Annotated in this window: 11 protein-coding genes and 2 rRNA genes; 11 read left to right on the forward strand and 2 right to left on the reverse strand. The window is 66.2% G+C overall.

Going from position 1 to position 17408, the window contains the following annotated elements:
* Positions 1 to 28: 28 nt before the first annotated feature.
* The 4 genes from SLUN_RS22680 to ilvD all read left to right on the forward strand — a co-directional run bounded on the left by SLUN_RS22680 (position 29) and on the right by ilvD (position 4477).
* Positions 29 to 982 carry a Ppx/GppA family phosphatase gene (locus SLUN_RS22680; protein ID WP_108151109.1) on the forward strand — a complete coding sequence of 318 codons (954 nt, stop codon included), beginning with the start codon at positions 29 to 31 and terminating at the stop codon, positions 980 to 982.
* Positions 983 to 1005: 23 nt separating this feature from the next.
* Positions 1006 to 1833 (forward strand): sugar phosphate isomerase/epimerase family protein, encoded by an 828-nt coding sequence (locus tag SLUN_RS22685; protein WP_108151111.1) that lies wholly within the window; start codon positions 1006 to 1008, stop codon positions 1831 to 1833.
* Positions 1830 to 2474 (forward strand): TetR/AcrR family transcriptional regulator, encoded by a 645-nt coding sequence (locus SLUN_RS22690; RefSeq protein WP_108151113.1) that lies wholly within the window; start codon positions 1830 to 1832, stop codon positions 2472 to 2474. Before SLUN_RS22685 ends, SLUN_RS22690 begins: the two co-directional genes overlap by 4 nt.
* A 152-nt stretch (positions 2475 to 2626) precedes the next feature.
* Positions 2627 to 4477, forward strand: coding sequence for a dihydroxy-acid dehydratase (gene ilvD / locus SLUN_RS22695; RefSeq protein ID WP_108151116.1), 1851 nt, complete (start codon positions 2627 to 2629; stop codon positions 4475 to 4477).
* 98 nt (positions 4478 to 4575) lie between these two features.
* On the opposite strand, the gene SLUN_RS22700 is transcribed toward ilvD, so the two are convergent.
* Positions 4576 to 6717 (reverse strand): serine/threonine-protein kinase, encoded by a 2142-nt coding sequence (locus tag SLUN_RS22700; protein WP_108154887.1) that lies wholly within the window; start codon positions 6715 to 6717, stop codon positions 4576 to 4578.
* Between the two features lie 126 nt (positions 6718 to 6843).
* On the opposite strand from SLUN_RS22700, the gene SLUN_RS22705 reads away from it, so the two are divergent.
* From SLUN_RS22705 to proC, 5 genes are all read left to right on the forward strand, one after another.
* Complete coding sequence (locus SLUN_RS22705; RefSeq protein WP_108151118.1) at positions 6844 to 7191, forward strand: peptidase; 348 nt, start codon at positions 6844 to 6846, stop codon at positions 7189 to 7191.
* 33 nt (positions 7192 to 7224) lie between these two features.
* Positions 7225 to 7749, forward strand: coding sequence for a hypothetical protein (locus SLUN_RS22710; RefSeq protein ID WP_108151120.1), 525 nt, complete (start codon positions 7225 to 7227; stop codon positions 7747 to 7749).
* Between the two features lie 224 nt (positions 7750 to 7973).
* Complete coding sequence (locus SLUN_RS22715; RefSeq protein WP_108151122.1) at positions 7974 to 8801, forward strand: ABC transporter ATP-binding protein; 828 nt, start codon at positions 7974 to 7976, stop codon at positions 8799 to 8801.
* Positions 8798 to 9535 (forward strand): ABC transporter permease, encoded by a 738-nt coding sequence (locus SLUN_RS22720; protein WP_108151124.1) that lies wholly within the window; start codon positions 8798 to 8800, stop codon positions 9533 to 9535. The genes SLUN_RS22715 and SLUN_RS22720 overlap by 4 nt, the downstream gene beginning before the upstream one ends.
* Before the next feature lie 206 nt (positions 9536 to 9741).
* Entirely contained in the window at positions 9742 to 10551 is an 810-nt protein-coding gene (gene proC, locus SLUN_RS22725) for a pyrroline-5-carboxylate reductase (RefSeq protein WP_108151125.1), read from the forward strand.
* Positions 10552 to 10632: 81 nt separating this feature from the next.
* Here the strand turns inward: proC and trpS are convergent, their stop codons facing one another.
* Positions 10633 to 11628: a tryptophan--tRNA ligase gene (gene trpS, locus SLUN_RS22730; RefSeq protein ID WP_108151127.1), complete on the reverse strand. Its 996-nt coding sequence runs from the start codon at positions 11626 to 11628 to the stop codon at positions 10633 to 10635.
* Between the two features lie 834 nt (positions 11629 to 12462).
* Here trpS and SLUN_RS22740 point away from each other — a divergent pair.
* Positions 12463 to 13987, forward strand: a 16S ribosomal RNA gene (locus SLUN_RS22740).
* A gap of 304 nt (positions 13988 to 14291) precedes the next feature.
* Positions 14292 to 17391: ribosomal RNA gene (locus SLUN_RS22745) — 23S ribosomal RNA — on the forward strand.
* Together the 16S and 23S rRNA genes form the textbook arrangement of a ribosomal RNA operon.
* The last annotated feature ends 17 nt before the right edge of the window (positions 17392 to 17408 follow it).

Genomic DNA, 17408 nt, shown 5'->3' on the forward strand with positions numbered 1-17408 from the left:
TCCACGCGACCGCAGTAGCGTTCGGTCCATGAGACTCGGAGTCCTTGATGTGGGTTCGAACACGGTGCATCTGCTGGTGGTGGATGCGCACCCCGGCGCACGCCCGCTGCCCGCCCACTCGCACAAGGCGGAGCTCCGGCTCGCCGAACTTCTCGACGCGGACGGGGCGATCGGGCCCGAGGGTGTCGACCGGCTGATCGACACCATCAGAGACGCGCTGCAGGCCGCCGAGGACAAGGGCTGCGAGCAGGTGCTGTCGTTCGCGACCTCGGCGGTACGGGAGGCGAGCAACGCCGACCAGGTGCTGGCCCGGGTCAAGGACGAGACCGGTGTGGATCTGGCCGTGCTGACCGGCGAGGAGGAGGCCCGGCTCACCTTCCTGGCCGCCCGCCGCTGGTTCGGCTGGTCCGCCGGAAAGCTGCTGGTCCTGGACATCGGCGGCGGTTCACTGGAGATCGCGTACGGGATCGACGAGGAGCCGGACGCCGCGGTGTCCCTGCCGCTCGGCGCGGGCCGGCTGACCTCGGCGCTGCTGCCCGGCGACCCGCCCGACCCTCAGGACGTGAAGTCGCTGCGCCGCCATGTGCGGGCCGAAATCGCCCGTACGGTCGGCGAGTTCAGCCGGTTCGGCAAGCCGGACCACATCGTGGCGACGTCCAAGACCTTCAAGCAGCTGGCCCGTATCGCGGGCGCCGCGCGCTCCACCGAGGGCCTGTACGTGCAGCGGGAACTGAGTCGTAAGTCACTGCAGGAGTGGGTGCCCAAGCTCTCCGCCATGACGGTCGAGCAGCGCGGCACGCTCCCCGGTGTCTCCGAGGGCCGGGCCGGCCAGCTGCTGGCAGGAGCGCTGGTCGCGGAGGGTGCGATGGATCTGTTCGGGGCCCAGGAGCTGGAAATCTGCCCCTGGGCGCTGCGCGAGGGCGTCATTCTCCGGCGCCTCGACCACCTCCCGACCCGCCAGAACCGTCTCACGGCCTCGTAGCGCGGGCCCGTACCCTGTCTCCCGTGGCAGAACCAGTGGTGCGTATCCCGGATGCGAAGGTTGTCCTGTCGACGGCTTCCGTCTATCCGGAGTCGACGGCGACAGCCTTCGAGATTGCCGCGCGCCTGGGCTACGACGGCGTCGAGGTCATGGTCTGGACCGATCCCGTCAGCCAGGACATCGAGTCTCTGCGCCGTCTCTCCGACTATCACCAGGTGCCCATCCTCGCCGTCCACGCGCCCTGTCTGCTGATCACCCAGCGGGTCTGGTCCACCGACCCCTGGGTGAAGCTCCAGCGCGCGCAGGCGGCCGCCGAGAAGCTGGGCGCCTCGACCGTCGTGGTCCACCCGCCCTTCCGCTGGCAGCGGCAGTACGCCCGGGACTTCGTCACCGGGATATGGCGGATGGCTCACGAGACGGATGTCCGGTTCGCCGTCGAGAACATGTACCCGTGGCGCTACCGGGACCGCGAGATGCTGGCGTATGCCCCCGACTGGGACGTCACCAAAGAGGACTACCGGCATTTCACGATCGACCTCTCGCACACCGCGACCTCCCGCGCCGACACCATGGCGATGGTGGACCGGATGGGCGACCGGCTGGGCCATGTCCATCTCGCCGACGGCAAGGGATCCGCGAAGGACGAGCACCTGGTCCCGGGGCGCGGCAACCAGCCCTGCGCCGAGCTGCTCGAGCAGCTGGCCCGTACCGGCTTCGACGGCCATGTCGTCATCGAGGTCAACACCCGGCGCGCGATGTCCGCCGCCGAACGCGAGGCCGATCTGGCGGAGGCCCTCGCCTTCACCCGGCTGCATCTCGCCTCGGCCGCGTCAGGGATCAGCCGATCATGACCGGCGCGGTTCCGCGGCGACGCGGCCGGCCGGCCCGTACGGCGGCGGACGAGGGGCCCGGCGCCCGGGAGCGGATCCTGGAGGCGGCCCGTACGGAGTTCGCCGAGCGCGGCTACGACAAGACCACCGTCCGCGGTATCGCCAGGGCGGCGGGCGTCGACCCGGCTCTCGTCCACCACTACTTCGGTACGAAGGACGAGGTCTTCGCGGCCGCCATCGAGGTCTCCTTCGAGCCGGCGCTGGTCATCCCGGCGATCCTGGGACAGGGCACGGACGGCATCGGCGAGCGGCTCGCCCGCTACTTCATCGGCGTGTGGGAGAACCCCACGACGCGTGGCCCGCTGCTGGCGATCATCCGTTCCGCACTGACCCACGAGGCGGCGGCGAAGGTGCTGCGCGGCTTTGTGCTGCGGCGGCTGCTCGAGCGGATCGCCGCGGATCTGGACGTACCGGATCCGAAGTTCCGGGCGGAACTGGCGGCCTCGCACATGATCGGCATCGCGATCCTGCGGTATGTGATCCGTGTGGAGCCACTGGCCTCGGCAGACCCGGAGGAGATCATCAAGATGGTGGCCCCCACCCTCCAGCGCTATCTGACGGACCCCGGCGAATCCAGCACTTCCAGCCCCTCCGGCGGTTGAGGAGCGGGGTCTGGGGCGGAGCCCCGGTTCGAGGAAGGGCCCACCGCCCGAAGGGCGAGCATCCCGTCCCGCATAACGGACACCCTGTCCAGATCTTGGAGCCGCGGCGTACGCTCGATTGAAGTCCTATCTGTCTGAAGGAGCGAGCGACGATGCCCGAGCTGAGGTCCCGCACTGTCACCCACGGCCGGAACATGGCAGGTGCCCGCGCCCTTATGCGGGCCTCGGGCGTAGCGAGCGCGGACATCGGCAAGCCGATCATCGCGGTCGCCAACTCCTTCACCGAGTTCGTGCCCGGCCACACCCACCTCGCCCCGGTCGGCCGGATCGTCTCCGACGCGATCCTGGCGGCGGGCGCGGTGCCGCGCGAGTTCAACACGATCGCCGTCGACGACGGCATCGCGATGGGCCACGCGGGCATGCTCTACAGCCTTCCCTCCCGCGACCTGATCGCCGACTCCGTCGAGTACATGGTCGAGGCGCACTGCGCGGACGCGCTGATCTGCATCTCCAACTGCGACAAGATCACCCCCGGCATGCTGATGGCCGCGCTGCGCCTCAACATCCCGGTCGTCTTCGTCTCCGGCGGGCCCATGGAGGCCGGCCAGGCCACCCTCGTCGACGGCACGGTCCGCAAGCTCGACCTGATCAACGCCATCGTCGACGCGGTCAACGAGAACGTCTCGGACGAGGACGTCCTGCGCATCGAGGAGAACGCCTGCCCGACCTGCGGGTCCTGTTCCGGCATGTTCACCGCCAACTCCATGAACTGCCTGACCGAGGCCATGGGCCTCTCCCTGCCGGGCAACGGCTCGGTGCTGGCCACGCACACCGCCCGCAAGGCGCTGTACGAGAACGCCGGCCGCACGGTCGTCGAGATCACCAAGCGCTACTACGAGCAGGACGACGAGTCGGTCCTGCCGCGCAATATCGCGACTCGCGCGGCCTTCGACAACGCCATGGCGCTCGACATCGCCATGGGCGGCTCGACCAACACGATCCTGCACCTGCTCGCCGCCGCTCAGGAGGCCGGGCTCGACTACGACCTCAACGACATCGACGCGGTCTCGCGCCGCGTTCCGTGCCTGGCCAAGGTCGCCCCGAACGTCGCCCCCGGCGGCACGTACTACATGGAGGACGTGCACCGCGCCGGCGGCATCCCCGCCATCCTCGGCGAGCTCTACCGCGCGGGTCTGCTCAACGAGGACGTGCACACCGTCCACTCGCCGAGTATCAAGGACTGGCTGGGAACCTGGGACGTGCGCGGCGGCTCACCCTCCGACGAGTCCGTCGAGCTGTGGCACGCGGCCCCCGGGTGTGTCCGGTCCGCGACCGCCTTCTCGCAGTCCGAGCGCTGGGAGACCCTGGACACGGACGCGGCCGGCGGCTGCATCCGCGACGCGGAGCACGCGTACTCGAAGGACGGCGGACTGGCCGTCCTCAAGGGAAACCTGGCCGTCGACGGCTGTGTCGTGAAGACGGCCGGCGTGGACGAGTCGATCTGGACCTTCGAGGGACCGGCCGTCGTCTGCGAGTCGCAGGACGACGCCGTCGACAAGATCCTCCGCAAGGAGATCAAGGAGGGCGATGTCGTCGTCATCCGTTACGAGGGCCCCAGGGGCGGCCCCGGTATGCAGGAGATGCTCTACCCGACGTCCTTCCTCAAGGGCCGCGGGCTCGGCAAGGCCTGCGCACTGGTGACGGACGGCCGCTTCTCCGGCGGTACGTCGGGTCTGTCGATCGGCCACGCCTCACCGGAGGCGGCCTCGGGCGGGACGATCGCCCTCGTCGAGGACGGCGACCGCATCCACATCGACATCCCGAACCGTACGATCGAACTCCTCGTCTCCGAGGCCGAGTTGGCCACCCGCCGCGAGGCCCTGGGCGGCGCCTACGCGCCCAGGTCCCGCGACCGCAAGGTCTCGGCGGCGCTGCGCGCGTACGCGGCGATGGCGACGAGCGCGGACAAGGGCGCGGTCCGGGACGTGTCCAAACTGGGCTGAGGAGCTACGCCCATCCGGCCTCGCCGACGTTTGAGGCGCGGGGCCCCGGGCGGAGCCCCAGTCGCGGGAAGGGGCGGGCAGGGGAAAGCCCCCGCCCGCTACCACCGCCCGGGACCCCCCGCATCCACCCCGAAGACGGACCCGTCCGGCGCCGTACCGAACACCGTCCCGCCCGCCTGGGCCGGCGCCGGCAGCACGGACGCGAACGTGTAACGCCCGTCGTCCATCCGGGGTTTCGTCTGCCCGACCAGCACCCCCCGCGCCGCGTCCACGGCCAGCAGTCGCCCGTCCCCGGCCGTCACGTACACCGACCGCGCATCCGCCGCCGGGCGGGACAGATGTGTGACCGAGGTTTCCAGCCGCCACAGCTGCGCGGACTTCGTCCCGCTGGTGTCGAGGGCGAGAAGAGAACCGCCCGCCCCGCTGAGGTATACGACATTCCCCGTCACCGTCGCCTGCGCCTGGTCGAGCGGGGTGGACAGCGGGATACGGCGCACAGCGCGCGTGCCGCTGGTGGTGTCGAGTCGTACGACGGCGTCCGTGAAGCCGTCCTTGTCGGCGGAGAGCAGATACAGGGCGCCGCCCGCGAACCGCACCGGGTTCAGCGTCCCCTTGACGCGCTTTTCCCACAGCAGCTTGCCGTCGGCCGGGTCGACCGCGCTGACCAGCGTGGACGCCCCGTTGGCGGCGGGAGCCGCGGCGAGGGCGGGCCCGTCGCCGCCCGGGGACGAGACCCACTGGGTGCCCAGTCCGGCGCGCTGCCGGGACCAGCGCTCCTTGCCCGTCGCGGCGTCGACGGCCCGCACCAGACCGCCGTCCGTCACCAGCAGCACCGCATCGGCGGCGTGCCGGACCGTGGAGTACGAGGAGATGTCCAGGTCCCAGCGCACCTCGCCCGACTCCGGGTCGAGTGCCTCCAGCCGGTCCCCGCCGGGCGTCACCACCTGCAGCAGCCCGCCGGCGATGACGGGCGTCATGCCCTCGTCGGTCTGCGAATCGCTGTCGGCGGCCTTCGTCGACCAGAGCGTCCTGCCGTCGCCCGGGTTCAGCCGGGCAGCCTTGATCCCGGGCGCCGTGCAGTACAGCGCCGGTCCGCTCGCAACCGTGCAGACCGGCGTCCGGTTCTCCCCCTCGCCGCCGCGCAATTGAACGCTCCACGGGTGGAAGGCCCGCTCCGCGCGCGGTGCGGTGGCCGTCGGCCCTGGGCTGTCGTCGTCGGCCGCGGCTCGCACGACCACGATCCCGGCCGTGACCGCGACCAGCACCGCGATCCCGGCGGCCGCCCACCGGAGTTTCTTTTTGTGCCGGAAGCGCGGTGAGCCGGGCTTCGTGCCGAGACCCCGGGGGGCGTTCTCCCGGGGGTCCGGCGTCCGCTGGACCGGTATGTAGGCCTGGGTGTCGTACGAGGCCGAGGGCGAGGACGCACGCAGCGCGATCATCAGCTCGTACGGCGTCGGCCGGTCCTGCGGATCCTTCGCCAGACAACGCCGGAACAGCGGTACGAGATCCGCGGGCACACCCGCCAAGTCCGGCTCGTTGTGCACCACTTGGTACGCGATGATGTACGGGCTGTCCGAGTCGAAGGGCCCGCGTCCGGTCGCCGCGTGTACGAGTACGGCGCCCATCGCGAACACATCGGCGGCGGGCCCGACCTCGCGCGGACGCTGGAACTGCTCGGGCGCCATGAACGGCGGCGTACCGATCAGCTTGCCCGTCTCCGTACGCAGATCGCTGTCCGTCGGGCGGGAGATGCCGAAGTCGATGACCTTCGGTCCGTCGGGCGCGAGGAGCACATTGCTCGGCTTGAGATCGCGGTGCACCACACCGGCACGATGGATGTCGCGCAGCGCCTCGGCGAGTCCGGCGCCGGCCTTACGCAGTTCCGTCGCGTCCAGCGGCCCGTTCCGCTTCACCCGCTCGGCAAGCGTCGGACCTTCGATGAACAGCGTGGCCATCCAGGGCCGTTCGGCCTCCGGGTCGGCATCGACGACGGGCGCGGTGAAGGCGCCGCTGACCCTGCGGGCGGCCGCGACCTCCTGCTTGAAGCGGGCTCTGAACTCCGGATCCGAAGCGTGCTCGCCATGGATGACCTTGACGGCCAGGCGCAACCCCGAGGCGGATGTGGCCAGATGGACGACGCCCATGCCGCCTCTGCCGAGGCATGCCTCGAGGTGGTACTGCCCGGCGTATTCCGGATGCTCCGCTTCCGGGAACTGCCCGGTGGTGCGCAGCGGTGGCATGTCCACCCCCGTGTTGTTCGTGCGCATGCGCGACGCACGGAGCCTAGTCGATGACGCTTGCGATTCAGGGGTTGCTTGCTAGCCTGCGCGGCGTATAGGGAGCACGTTTCAACGGGGGAGAGTTCGATGGCTGTTGAAGAAGTACAGAGTGGATCCGGCGATGTATCGGTATCGGCCGGGTTGTCCGAGTCGGCCGAGTTGTCCCAGTCGGCTGACTCGCTGGGGGCGCAGCGCTACCCGGTCGCGCCCGGCTACCGCGTGAACGTCCGCAGCGGCCCCGGCACCAATTACCGGCTCATCAAGGTCCTGCCGTACGGATCCCGGGTGCCGATCAACTGCCAGAAGCCGGGGGAGTGGGTCAGCGGCCCGTACGGCACCTCGAATCTGTGGGACAACATCGCCAACGGTCAGTTCATCGCCGACGCGTATGTGAATACGGGCAGCGACGGCTACGTCACCATTCGGTGTTCGTGACCGAGTCGGCGTTCCGCGGGGATAATCGACCCCGTGACCGAGCAGACCGAGAACTCCAGCACTGACGCGACCGGTGGCGGCGGCGCCGACGGCAGCGGCCCGCAGCCCGAGCCGATCCGTTTCTTCGGCACGACCTGGGTCGGCCACGACGGGGGCTACGGCCTGCGCCGTGCGGGCGTCGCCGCCGGTTCGCTCGCCGCTGCCGTCGCCGGCTGTCTCGTCCTGCGCTTCGCCTACCAGGGCCTGGCGCTCTCCGACGTGGGCGGCTTCGTCAACATGCTGGTCGTCTTGATATTCGCGATCTGCAGCGCGGTCGCGTTCCGCAAGACCTGGGAGAGCTTCACGCGCCGCCCCACGGGCTCCGCAAGCGAGGACTCCCTGCGCAGCCTGAAGGCAATCGGCTTCGTCGGCACGCTCCTCGCGTACTTCTTCCGCTCCCTGACCGAGGCGCCGGGCGAGAAGCTGCACCGCGACGAGTACGAGACGGCCCGCACCCGCCACGAAAAGCGCCGCCCCCCCCGCAAGCCCAAGCCCAGGCCCAGGCCCCGCCGCAAGTAGCAGCCCGGGCGGCCTCTGCCCGGGCCGGCATGGGGTCTGGGGGCGAAGCCCACAGTTCCGGGAAGGGGCGGGCTGGGGAACCCCCCACCCGCACGCCCCGACAAGCCGCGAGGAATTCAACGCCCCGGTCGCGAGCCGCACCGCCCGCCGCCGCCCGCCGCGGCGATCTCCCGGACACCCCCCATCCCTTGACGCGCCCAAGCTCTCGGCGCATTATTCATCATATGATGAATTCGTCCGGCCTGGCCGTCCTGGCCCGCGGCCTCACCGTCGTACGAGGAGACCGCACCGTCCTGCGCGGCCTCGACTTCACCGTGCCCCCCGGCCGGATCACCGGCCTGCTCGGGCCGTCCGGCTGCGGCAAGACGACCCTGATGCGCGCGATTGTCGGCACCCAGGCCAATGTCACCGGGACCCTCGAGATCCTCGGCAAACCCGCGGGCGACGCCACGCTCCGCTCCCGTATCGGCTATGTCACCCAGGACCCCTCCATCTACGACGATCTGACGGTCCGCCAGAATCTCGACTACTTCGCCGCCGTCCTGCAGCCCGGCCGCCGCCACCGCGACGCCCGCCGCGATCACGTCACCCGCGCCATCACCGACGTCGACCTCACCTCGCACGCGGACTCCCTCGCCGGCCGGCTCTCGGGCGGCCAGCGCACCCGCGTCTCCCTCGCCGTCGCCCTGCTCGGCACCCCCGAACTGCTCGTCCTCGACGAACCGACCGTCGGCCTCGACCCCGTCCTGCGCCGCGATCTGTGGGACCTCTTCCACCGCCTCGCCGACGAACGCGGCGCGACGATCCTCGTCTCCTCCCACGTGATGGACGAGGCCGAGCGCTGCCACCGTCTGCTCCTGATGCGGGAGGGCGAGATCCTCGCCGAGGACAGCCCGGACTTCCTGCGCTCCCGCACCCACTCCGCGACGGTCGAACAGGCCTTCCTCCACCTGGTCGACGAGGCCAACGCCCGTGAAGCCCACGCCCGTGGAACCGACGCGGGCGAAGCCGGCCCCGGTCAGGCCAACGCCCTTCAGGAGAACGCCCGATGAGCACAGCCCGCACCCTCGCCACCGCCGCCCGCGTCCTGCGCCAGCTGCGCCACGACCCGCGCTCCATCGCGCTGATGGTCCTCGTGCCGTGCGTGATGCTCTTCCTGCTGCGCTACGTCTTCGACGGCAGCCCGCGCACCTTCGACTCCATCGGCGCCTCGCTGCTCGGCATCTTCCCGCTGATCACGATGTTCCTGGTGACATCCATCGCCACCCTGCGCGAACGCACCTCGGGCACCCTGGAACGACTGCTCGCCATGCCGCTCGGCAAGGGCGATCTGATCGCCGGCTATGCCCTGGCCTTCGGCCTCGTCGCCGTCGTCCAGTCCCTGCTCGCCACCGGCCTCGCGCTGTGGGTGCTGGGCCTCGATGTCGTCGGCTCGCCCTGGCTGCTGCTGCTCGTCGCACTCCTTGACGCCCTGCTCGGCACGGCCCTGGGCCTCTTCGTCTCCGCCTTCGCCGCCTCCGAGTTCCAGGCGGTCCAGTTCATGCCGGCCGTGATCTTCCCGCAGCTGCTGCTCTGCGGCCTGTTCATCGCGCGCGACAAGATGCAGCCCGTGCTCGAGGCGATCTCGAACGTCCTGCCCATGTCGTACGCCGTCGACGCCATGACCCAGGTCCTCGGCCACCCCGAAGCCACCGCCGACTTCACCCGCGACGTCCTGATCGTCGGGGCCTGCGCGATCCTGGTCCTGACCCTGGGCGCGGCAACACTGCGCCGCCGTACGACCTAGGTCAGGCCGGACCGGGCCACATCCGGGACGATCGTGTCCCCGACCCCGGCCTTGGTGACTGTCAGCGGCCCCGCGCCTCGCCGCGCCGCCGGACCTCACTGCCCCAGGCCGGAACTCACCCGTACCGCCCCTCGGACGCCCCGGCGCAGCCACGCCCGCGGTGCGAGGATGGCCGCACATATCCCCACCGGCGAGGTGACAGAGCCATGACCCAGACAGTCGCAGTCCTCGGCACGGGCAAGATCGGCGAAGCCCTGCTCAGCGGCATGATCCGCGCCGGCTGGCGCCCCGCAGACCTGCTGGTCACCACTCGCCGCGCCGACCGCGCCGAAGAGCTCCGCACCCGCTACGGCGTCGAGCCGGTCACCAACGCCGAAGCCGCCAAGCGCGCCGACACCCTCATCCTGGCCGTCAAGCCCCAGGACATGGGCAAGCTCCTCGACGAACTCACCCCCCACATCACCGCGGACCGTCTCGTCATCAGCGCCGCGGCCGGTATTCCCACCTCCTTCATCGAGGAGCGCCTGGCCGCAGGCACCCCCGTCGTCCGCGTCATGCCCAACACCCCCGTCCTCGTCGACGAAGGCATGTCCGTGATCTCGGCCGGCAGCCACGCCACCGCCGCACACCTCGCCCACACCGAGGAGATCTTCGGCGGCGTCGGCAAGACCCTCCGCGTCCCCGAGTCCCAGCAGGACGCGGCCACCGCCCTGTCCGGCTCAGGTCCGGCGTACTTCTACTTCCTCGTCGAGGCCATGACCGACGCAGGCATCCTCCTCGGCCTCCCCCGCGCCCAGGCCCACGACCTGATCGTCCAGGCCGCCATCGGCGCCGCCGTGATGCTCCGCGACAGCGGCGAACACCCCGTCAAGCTCCGTGAAGCCGTCACCTCCCCCGCAGGCACCACGATCAGCGCCATCCGCGAACTCGAGAACCACGGCGTACGCGCCGCCCTCATCAACGCCCTCGAAGCGGCCCGCGACCGCAGCCGCGAGCTCGCCTCCGGCAACGGCTGACGACGTCCCCTCCCGTTGCCGCGGCGCCACGGCACGGGAGAAGCCGCCCCCTATATAGAGGTGCATGCGAGGTCGCGGGAGCTACGCCGGCAGCAGCCCGATCGCCCGATAGGCGGCATCGACGCGCGGCCGGGCCAACCCCCTGGCCCGCTCGGCTCCTTTCCTCAGTACGTCGTCGACGTAACCCGGATCCGCCGCCAGCCCGGCGTGCCGCTCCCTGACCGGCTTGAGCAGCTCCACCACCGCCTCGGCCGTGTCCTTCTTCAACGCTCCGTACGAGTCATATGCACCGGCCAGCTCGTTCGGGTTCCCACTCGTACAGGCCGCCAGCATGTCGAGCAGATTCGCGATGCCCGGTCTGCTCTCCCGGTCGTACTCCACCTCGCGCCCACTGTCCGTGACCGCCCGCATGATCTTCTTGCGGACCACGTCCGCGTCATCGAGCAGATAGACGATCCCGGCACCGGACTCCTGGGACTTCCCCATCTTCGAGGTCGGGTCCTGCAGATCCATGACCCGCGCCGCCACGGGCGGATGCGTCGCCTTCGGCACCGTGAAGGTATGCCCGTACCTCTGGTTGAACCGCACGGCCAGATCCCGGGTCAGCTCCACATGCTGGGTCTGGTCATCACCCACCGGCACCTCATCGGTCCCGTACGCCAGGATGTCCGCCGCCATCAGCACCGGATACGTCAGCAGTGAGACCCGCACGCTCGCCCCCGCGGCCTGCGCCCGCGCACCCTTCTCCTTGTACTGGATCATGCGCCGCAGTTCGCCGTCCGTGGCCGTGCACTCCAGCAGATACGACAGCCGCGCGTGCTCGTCCACATGACTCTGTACGAATACGGTGCACTGCTCCGGATCCAGTCCGGCCGCCATCATCAGCGTCGCGGCCTGCCGACTGAGTCTGAGCACCCGCGCCGGTTCGTGCTCCATGGTCAGCGCATGCAGATCCACGACGCTGAACAGCGCGTCCGCCTGGTACTGATCGACCTCGACCCACCTGCGCAGGGCCCCGAGGTAGTTGCCCAGGGTCAGATGCCCCGTCGGCTTGATCCCGCTGAAGATCCGTGTCATCCCGCTCTCCGTCTCCTGATCGGAGCCGCCGCCTTCAGCGACCGGACTCCCGGAGGGAGAAACGAGAACGGCCGCCGTAGCGGCGGCCGTTGCGTGCATACGTAGGTGCCGGCCGCCGTCAGGCGGCCCACCACTGGAGGGGGCACGTACGCGTTGTCACGCGTCCGAGACTACGACACCCGGCCCCAGGTTGACAGCAGATTCGGGCGACCGTAGTGTTCTCCGAGTTGTCCGACGTGAGCACCGACTTCGGCCGGTCCCCGGACAGCCATTCCGCAAGACCCACTACAAGCGAGCGACACTCTGTCGCCCTGCTTATCGTGCGCTTTTGCGAAATGAGGAATCCGCGTTCGAAGGAGCGCAACCCCGATTAGCGTCGGGGGCCAGGATTCCGCTAAAGTCTCACTCGTCGGAACGGCTCAACGGCCGGAAAGACAACCCGAGTTCGACCGGGAATCAGGCCCGAAAGGATCTGATAGAGTCGGAATCGCCGGAAAGCCGAAAGGCCGGAAAGCAGCCCCGCTCCGACGGGGAATCGGACACGAAAGAGTCTGATAGAGTCGGAAACGCAAGACCGAAGGGAAGCGCCCGGAGGAAAGCCCGAGAGGGTGAGTACGAAGGAAGCGTCCGTTCCTTGAGAACTCAACAGCGTGCCAAAAGTCAACGCCAGATTGACAACCCCGGCCCACTTCGGTGGGTTGAGGTTCCTTTGAAAGTCCTACTGGCCCTTGTGGCGGGGAGGGAATGACACAACGAGGGCGCTGTGGACAGTCGCTCTTTTTTCGAGTCGACTGTTTCGCTCTAAGTGGGGTTTATCCCGATTACGGGGAAAAATTCATGGAGAGTTTGATCCTGGCTCAGGACGAACGCTGGCGGCGTGCTTAACACATGCAAGTCGAACGATGAAGCCCTTCGGGGTGGATTAGTGGCGAACGGGTGAGTAACACGTGGGCAATCTGCCCTTCACTCTGGGACAAGCCCTGGAAACGGGGTCTAATACCGGATAATACTTCTTCCCGCATGGGAAGAGGTTGAAAGCTCCGGCGGTGAAGGATGAGCCCGCGGCCTATCAGCTTGTTGGTGGGGTGATGGCCCACCAAGGCGACGACGGTAGCCGGCCTGAGAGGGCGACCGGCCACACTGGGACTGAGACACGGCCCAGACTCCTACGGGAGGCAGCAGTGGGGAATATTGCACAATGGGCGAAAGCCTGATGCAGCGACGCCGCGTGAGGGATGACGGCCTTCGGGTTGTAAACCTCTTTCAGCAGGGAAGAAGCGAAAGTGACGGTACCTGCAGAAGAAGCGCCGGCTAACTACGTGCCAGCAGCCGCGGTAATACGTAGGGCGCAAGCGTTGTCCGGAATTATTGGGCGTAAAGAGCTCGTAGGCGGCTTGTCACGTCGGATGTGAAAGCCCGGGGCTTAACCCCGGGTCTGCATTCGATACGGGCTAGCTAGAGTGTGGTAGGGGAGATCGGAATTCCTGGTGTAGCGGTGAAATGCGCAGATATCAGGAGGAACACCGGTGGCGAAGGCGGATCTCTGGGCCATTACTGACGCTGAGGAGCGAAAGCGTGGGGAGCGAACAGGATTAGATACCCTGGTAGTCCACGCCGTAAACGTTGGGAACTAGGTGTTGGCGACATTCCACGTCGTCGGTGCCGCAGCTAACGCATTAAGTTCCCCGCCTGGGGAGTACGGCCGCAAGGCTAAAACTCAAAGGAATTGACGGGGGCCCGCACAAGCAGCGGAGCATGTGGCTTAATTCGACGCAACGCGAAGAACCTTACCAAGGCTTGACATATACCGGAAAGCATCAGAGATGGTGCCCCCCTTGTGGTCGGTATACAGGTGGTGCATGGCTGTCGTCAGCTCGTGTCGTGAGATGTTGGGTTAAGTCCCGCAACGAGCGCAACCCTTGTTCTGTGTTGCCAGCATGCCCTTCGGGGTGATGGGGACTCACAGGAGACTGCCGGGGTCAACTCGGAGGAAGGTGGGGACGACGTCAAGTCATCATGCCCCTTATGTCTTGGGCTGCACACGTGCTACAATGGCCGGTACAATGAGCTGCGATGCCGTGAGGCGGAGCGAATCTCAAAAAGCCGGTCTCAGTTCGGATTGGGGTCTGCAACTCGACCCCATGAAGTCGGAGTTGCTAGTAATCGCAGATCAGCATTGCTGCGGTGAATACGTTCCCGGGCCTTGTACACACCGCCCGTCACGTCACGAAAGTCGGTAACACCCGAAGCCGGTGGCCCAACCCCTTGTGGGAGGGAGCTGTCGAAGGTGGGACTGGCGATTGGGACGAAGTCGTAACAAGGTAGCCGTACCGGAAGGTGCGGCTGGATCACCTCCTTTCTAAGGAGCACTTCTTACCGAGCCTGCTCGGTCAGAGGCCAGAACACCGGCGAATGTCCGGTGCTGGTTGCTCATGGGTGGAACGTTGACTATTCGGCACGTTTGGTTTGGGACTGTCAGTACTGCTTCGGCGTGGAACACAGGATCTGGATTGGACGTGCCGGGCGCGCTGTTGGGTATCTGAGGGTGCGGACTGAAAAGTCTGAACCTTCGCGATGCCGGCCCCAGTGAACTCGCCTGTGAGGGCGGGGTGATGGGTGGCTGGTCGTTGCTTGAGAACTGCACAGTGGACGCGAGCATCTGTGGCCAAGTTTTTAAGGGCGCACGGTGGATGCCTTGGCACCAGGAACCGATGAAGGACGTGGGAGGCCACGATAGTCCCGGGAGCCGTCAACCAGGCTTTGATCCGGGGTTTCGAATGGGAAACCGGCAGTCGTCATGGGCTGTCACCCGCTGCTGAACACATAGGCAGTGTGGAGGAACGAGGGAAGTGAAACATCTCAGTACCCTCAGGAAGAGAAACAACCGTGATTCCGGGAGTAGTGGCGAGCGAAACCGGATGAGGCCAAACCGTATGCGTGTGATACCCGGCAGGGGTTGCGCATACGGGTTGTGGATTGCACTTCAACAGTCTGCCGGCTGTTGGGCAAGTCAGAAACCGTTGATGTAGGCGAAGGACATGCGAAAGGTCCGGCGTAGAGGTAAGACCCCCGTAGCTGAAACATCAACGGCTTGCTTGTGCGACACCCAAGTAGCACGGGGCCCGAGAAATCCCGTGTGAATCTGGCGGGACCACCCGTTAAGCCTAAATATTCCCTGGTGACCGATAGCGGATAGTACCGTGAGGGAATGGTGAAAAGTACCGCGGGAGCGGAGTGAAATAGTACCTGAAACCGTGTGCCTACAAGCCGTGGGAGCGTCGCTCATTGAGTTTACTCAATGGGTCGTGACTGCGTGCCTTTTGAAGAATGAGCCTGCGAGTTAGCGGTGTAGCGAGGTTAACCCGTGTGGGGAAGCCGTAGCGAAAGCGAGTCCGAACAGGGCGATTGAGTTGCACGCTCTAGACCCGAAGCGAGGATCTAGCCATGGGCAGGTTGAAGCGGAGGTAAGACTTCGTGGAGGACCGAACCCACCAGGGTTGAAAACCTGGGGGATGACCTGTGGTTAGGGGTGAAAGGCCAATCAAACTCCGTGATAGCTGGTTCTCCCCGAAATGCATTTAGGTGCAGCGTCGTGTGTTTCTTGCCGGAGGTAGAGCACTGGATAGGCGATGGGCCCTACCGGGTTACTGACCTTAGCCAAACTCCGAATGCCGGTAAGTGAGAGCACGGCAGTGAGACTGTGGGGGATAAGCTCCATGGTCGAGAGGGAAACAGCCCAGAGCATCGACTAAGGCCCCTAAGCGTACGCTAAGTGGGAAAGGATGTGGAGTCGCAGAGACAACCAGGAGGTTGGCTTAGAAGCAGCCACCCTTGAAAGAGTGCGTAATAGCTCACTGGTCAAGTGATTCCGCGCCGACAATGTAGCGGGGCTCAAGCGTACCGCCGAAGTCGTGTCATTTCAGCATATAGGGCCAACGCCCGCTGGGATGGGTAGGGGAGCGTCGTGTGCCGGGTGAAGCCGCGCCGGAAGGCAGTGGTGGACGGTACACGAGTGAGAATGCAGGCATGAGTAGCGATACACACGTGAGAAACGTGTGCGCCGATTGACTAAGGGTTCCTGGGTCAAGCTGATCTGCCCAGGGTAAGTCGGGACCTAAGGCGAGGCCGACAGGCGTAGTCGATGGACAACCGGTTGATATTCCGGTACCCGCTTTGAAACGCCCAATACTGAATCCTCTAATGCTAAGGCCGTGAAGCCGCCCTGATCTCTTCGGAGTTGAGGGTGGAGCCGCCGGCCCAAGGTGGTAGTAGGTAAGCGATGGGGTGACGCAGGAAGGTAGTCCAGCCCGGGCGGTGGTTGTCCCGGGGTAAGGGTGTAGGCCGTGTGGCAGGTAAATCCGTCACACATTAAGGCTGAGACCTGATGCCGAGCCGATTGTGGTGAAGTGGATGATCCTATGCTGTCGAGAAAAGCCTCTAGCGAGTTTCATGGCGGCCCGTACCCTAAACCGACTCAGGTGGTCAGGTAGAGAATACCGAGGCGTTCGGGTGAACTATGGTTAAGGAACTCGGCAAAATGCCCCCGTAACTTCGGGAGAAGGGGGGCCATCACTGGTGAGAGGACTTGCTCCTTGAGCTGGGGGTGGCCGCAGAGACCAGCGAGAAGCGACTGTTTACTAAAAACACAGGTCCGTGCGAAGCCGTAAGGCGATGTATACGGACTGACGCCTGCCCGGTGCTGGAACGTTAAGGGGACCGGTTAGTGCGCTTTCGGGCGTGCGAAGCTGAGAACTTAAGCGCCAGTAAACGGCGGTGGTAACTATAACCATCCTAAGGTAGCGAAATTCCTTGTCGGGTAAGTTCCGACCTGCACGAATGGCGTAACGACTTCTCGACTGTCTCAACCATAGGCCCGGTGAAATTGCACTACGAGTAAAGATGCTCGTTTCGCGCAGCAGGACGGAAAGACCCCGGGACCTTTACTACAGTTTGATATTGGTGTTCGGTTCGGCTTGTGTAGGATAGGTGGGAGACTTTGAAGCGGCCACGCCAGTGGTTGTGGAGTCGCCGTTGAAATACCACTCTGGTCGTGCTGGATGTCTAACCTGGGTCCGTGATCCGGATCAGGGACAGTGTCTGATGGGTAGTTTAACTGGGGCGGTTGCCTCCTAAAGAGTAACGGAGGCGCCCAAAGGTTCCCTCAGCCTGGTTGGCAATCAGGTGTTGAGTGTAAGTGCACAAGGGAGCTTGACTGTGAGACCGACGGGTCGAGCAGGGACGAAAGTCGGGACTAGTGATCCGGCGGTGGCTTGTGGAAGCGCCGTCGCTCAACGGATAAAGGTACCCGGGATAACAGGCTGATCTTCCCCAAGAGTCCATATCGACGGGATGGTTTGGCACCTCGATGTCGGCTCGTCGCATCCTGGGGCTGGAGTCGGTCCCAAGGGTTGGGCTGTTCGCCCATTAAAGCGGTACGCGAGCTGGGTTTAGAACGTCGTGAGACAGTTCGGTCCCTATCCGCTGCGCGCGCAGGAGTCTTGAGAAGGGCTGTCCCTAGTACGAGAGGACCGGGACGGACGAACCTCTGGTGTGCCAGTTGTCCTGCCAAGGGCATGGCTGGTTGGCTACGTTCGGAAAGGATAACCGCTGAAAGCATCTAAGCGGGAAGCCTGCTTCGAGATGAGGACTCCCACCTCCTAGAGAGGGTAAGGCTCCCAGTAGACGACTGGGTTGATAGGCCGGATATGGAAGCACCGCAAGGTGTGGAGTTGACCGGTACTAATAGGCCGAGGGCTTGTCCTCAGTTGCTCGCGTCCACT

The sequence above is a fragment of the Streptomyces lunaelactis genome, from assembly GCF_003054555.1.
Classification (GTDB): Bacteria; Actinomycetota; Actinomycetes; order Streptomycetales; family Streptomycetaceae; genus Streptomyces; species Streptomyces lunaelactis.

Excerpts from the sequence above, each read along its gene's own strand:
- SLUN_RS22680 (WP_108151109.1), top strand. The coding sequence starts at position 29 with ATGAGACTCGGAGTCCTTGATGTGGGTTCGAACACGGTGCATCTGCTG.
- SLUN_RS22690 (WP_108151113.1), top strand. The coding sequence starts at position 1,830 with ATGACCGGCGCGGTTCCGCGGCGACGCGGCCGGCCGGCCCGTACGGCG.
- ilvD (WP_108151116.1), top strand. The coding sequence starts at position 2,627 with ATGCCCGAGCTGAGGTCCCGCACTGTCACCCACGGCCGGAACATGGCA.
- SLUN_RS22700 (WP_108154887.1), bottom strand. The coding sequence starts at position 6,717 with ATGCCACCGCTGCGCACCACCGGGCAGTTCCCGGAAGCGGAGCATCCG.
- SLUN_RS22705 (WP_108151118.1), top strand. The coding sequence starts at position 6,844 with ATGGCTGTTGAAGAAGTACAGAGTGGATCCGGCGATGTATCGGTATCG.
- SLUN_RS22715 (WP_108151122.1), top strand. The coding sequence starts at position 7,974 with ATGATGAATTCGTCCGGCCTGGCCGTCCTGGCCCGCGGCCTCACCGTC.
- SLUN_RS22720 (WP_108151124.1), top strand. The coding sequence starts at position 8,798 with ATGAGCACAGCCCGCACCCTCGCCACCGCCGCCCGCGTCCTGCGCCAG.
- proC (WP_108151125.1), top strand. The coding sequence starts at position 9,742 with ATGACCCAGACAGTCGCAGTCCTCGGCACGGGCAAGATCGGCGAAGCC.
- trpS (WP_108151127.1), bottom strand. The coding sequence starts at position 11,628 with ATGACACGGATCTTCAGCGGGATCAAGCCGACGGGGCATCTGACCCTG.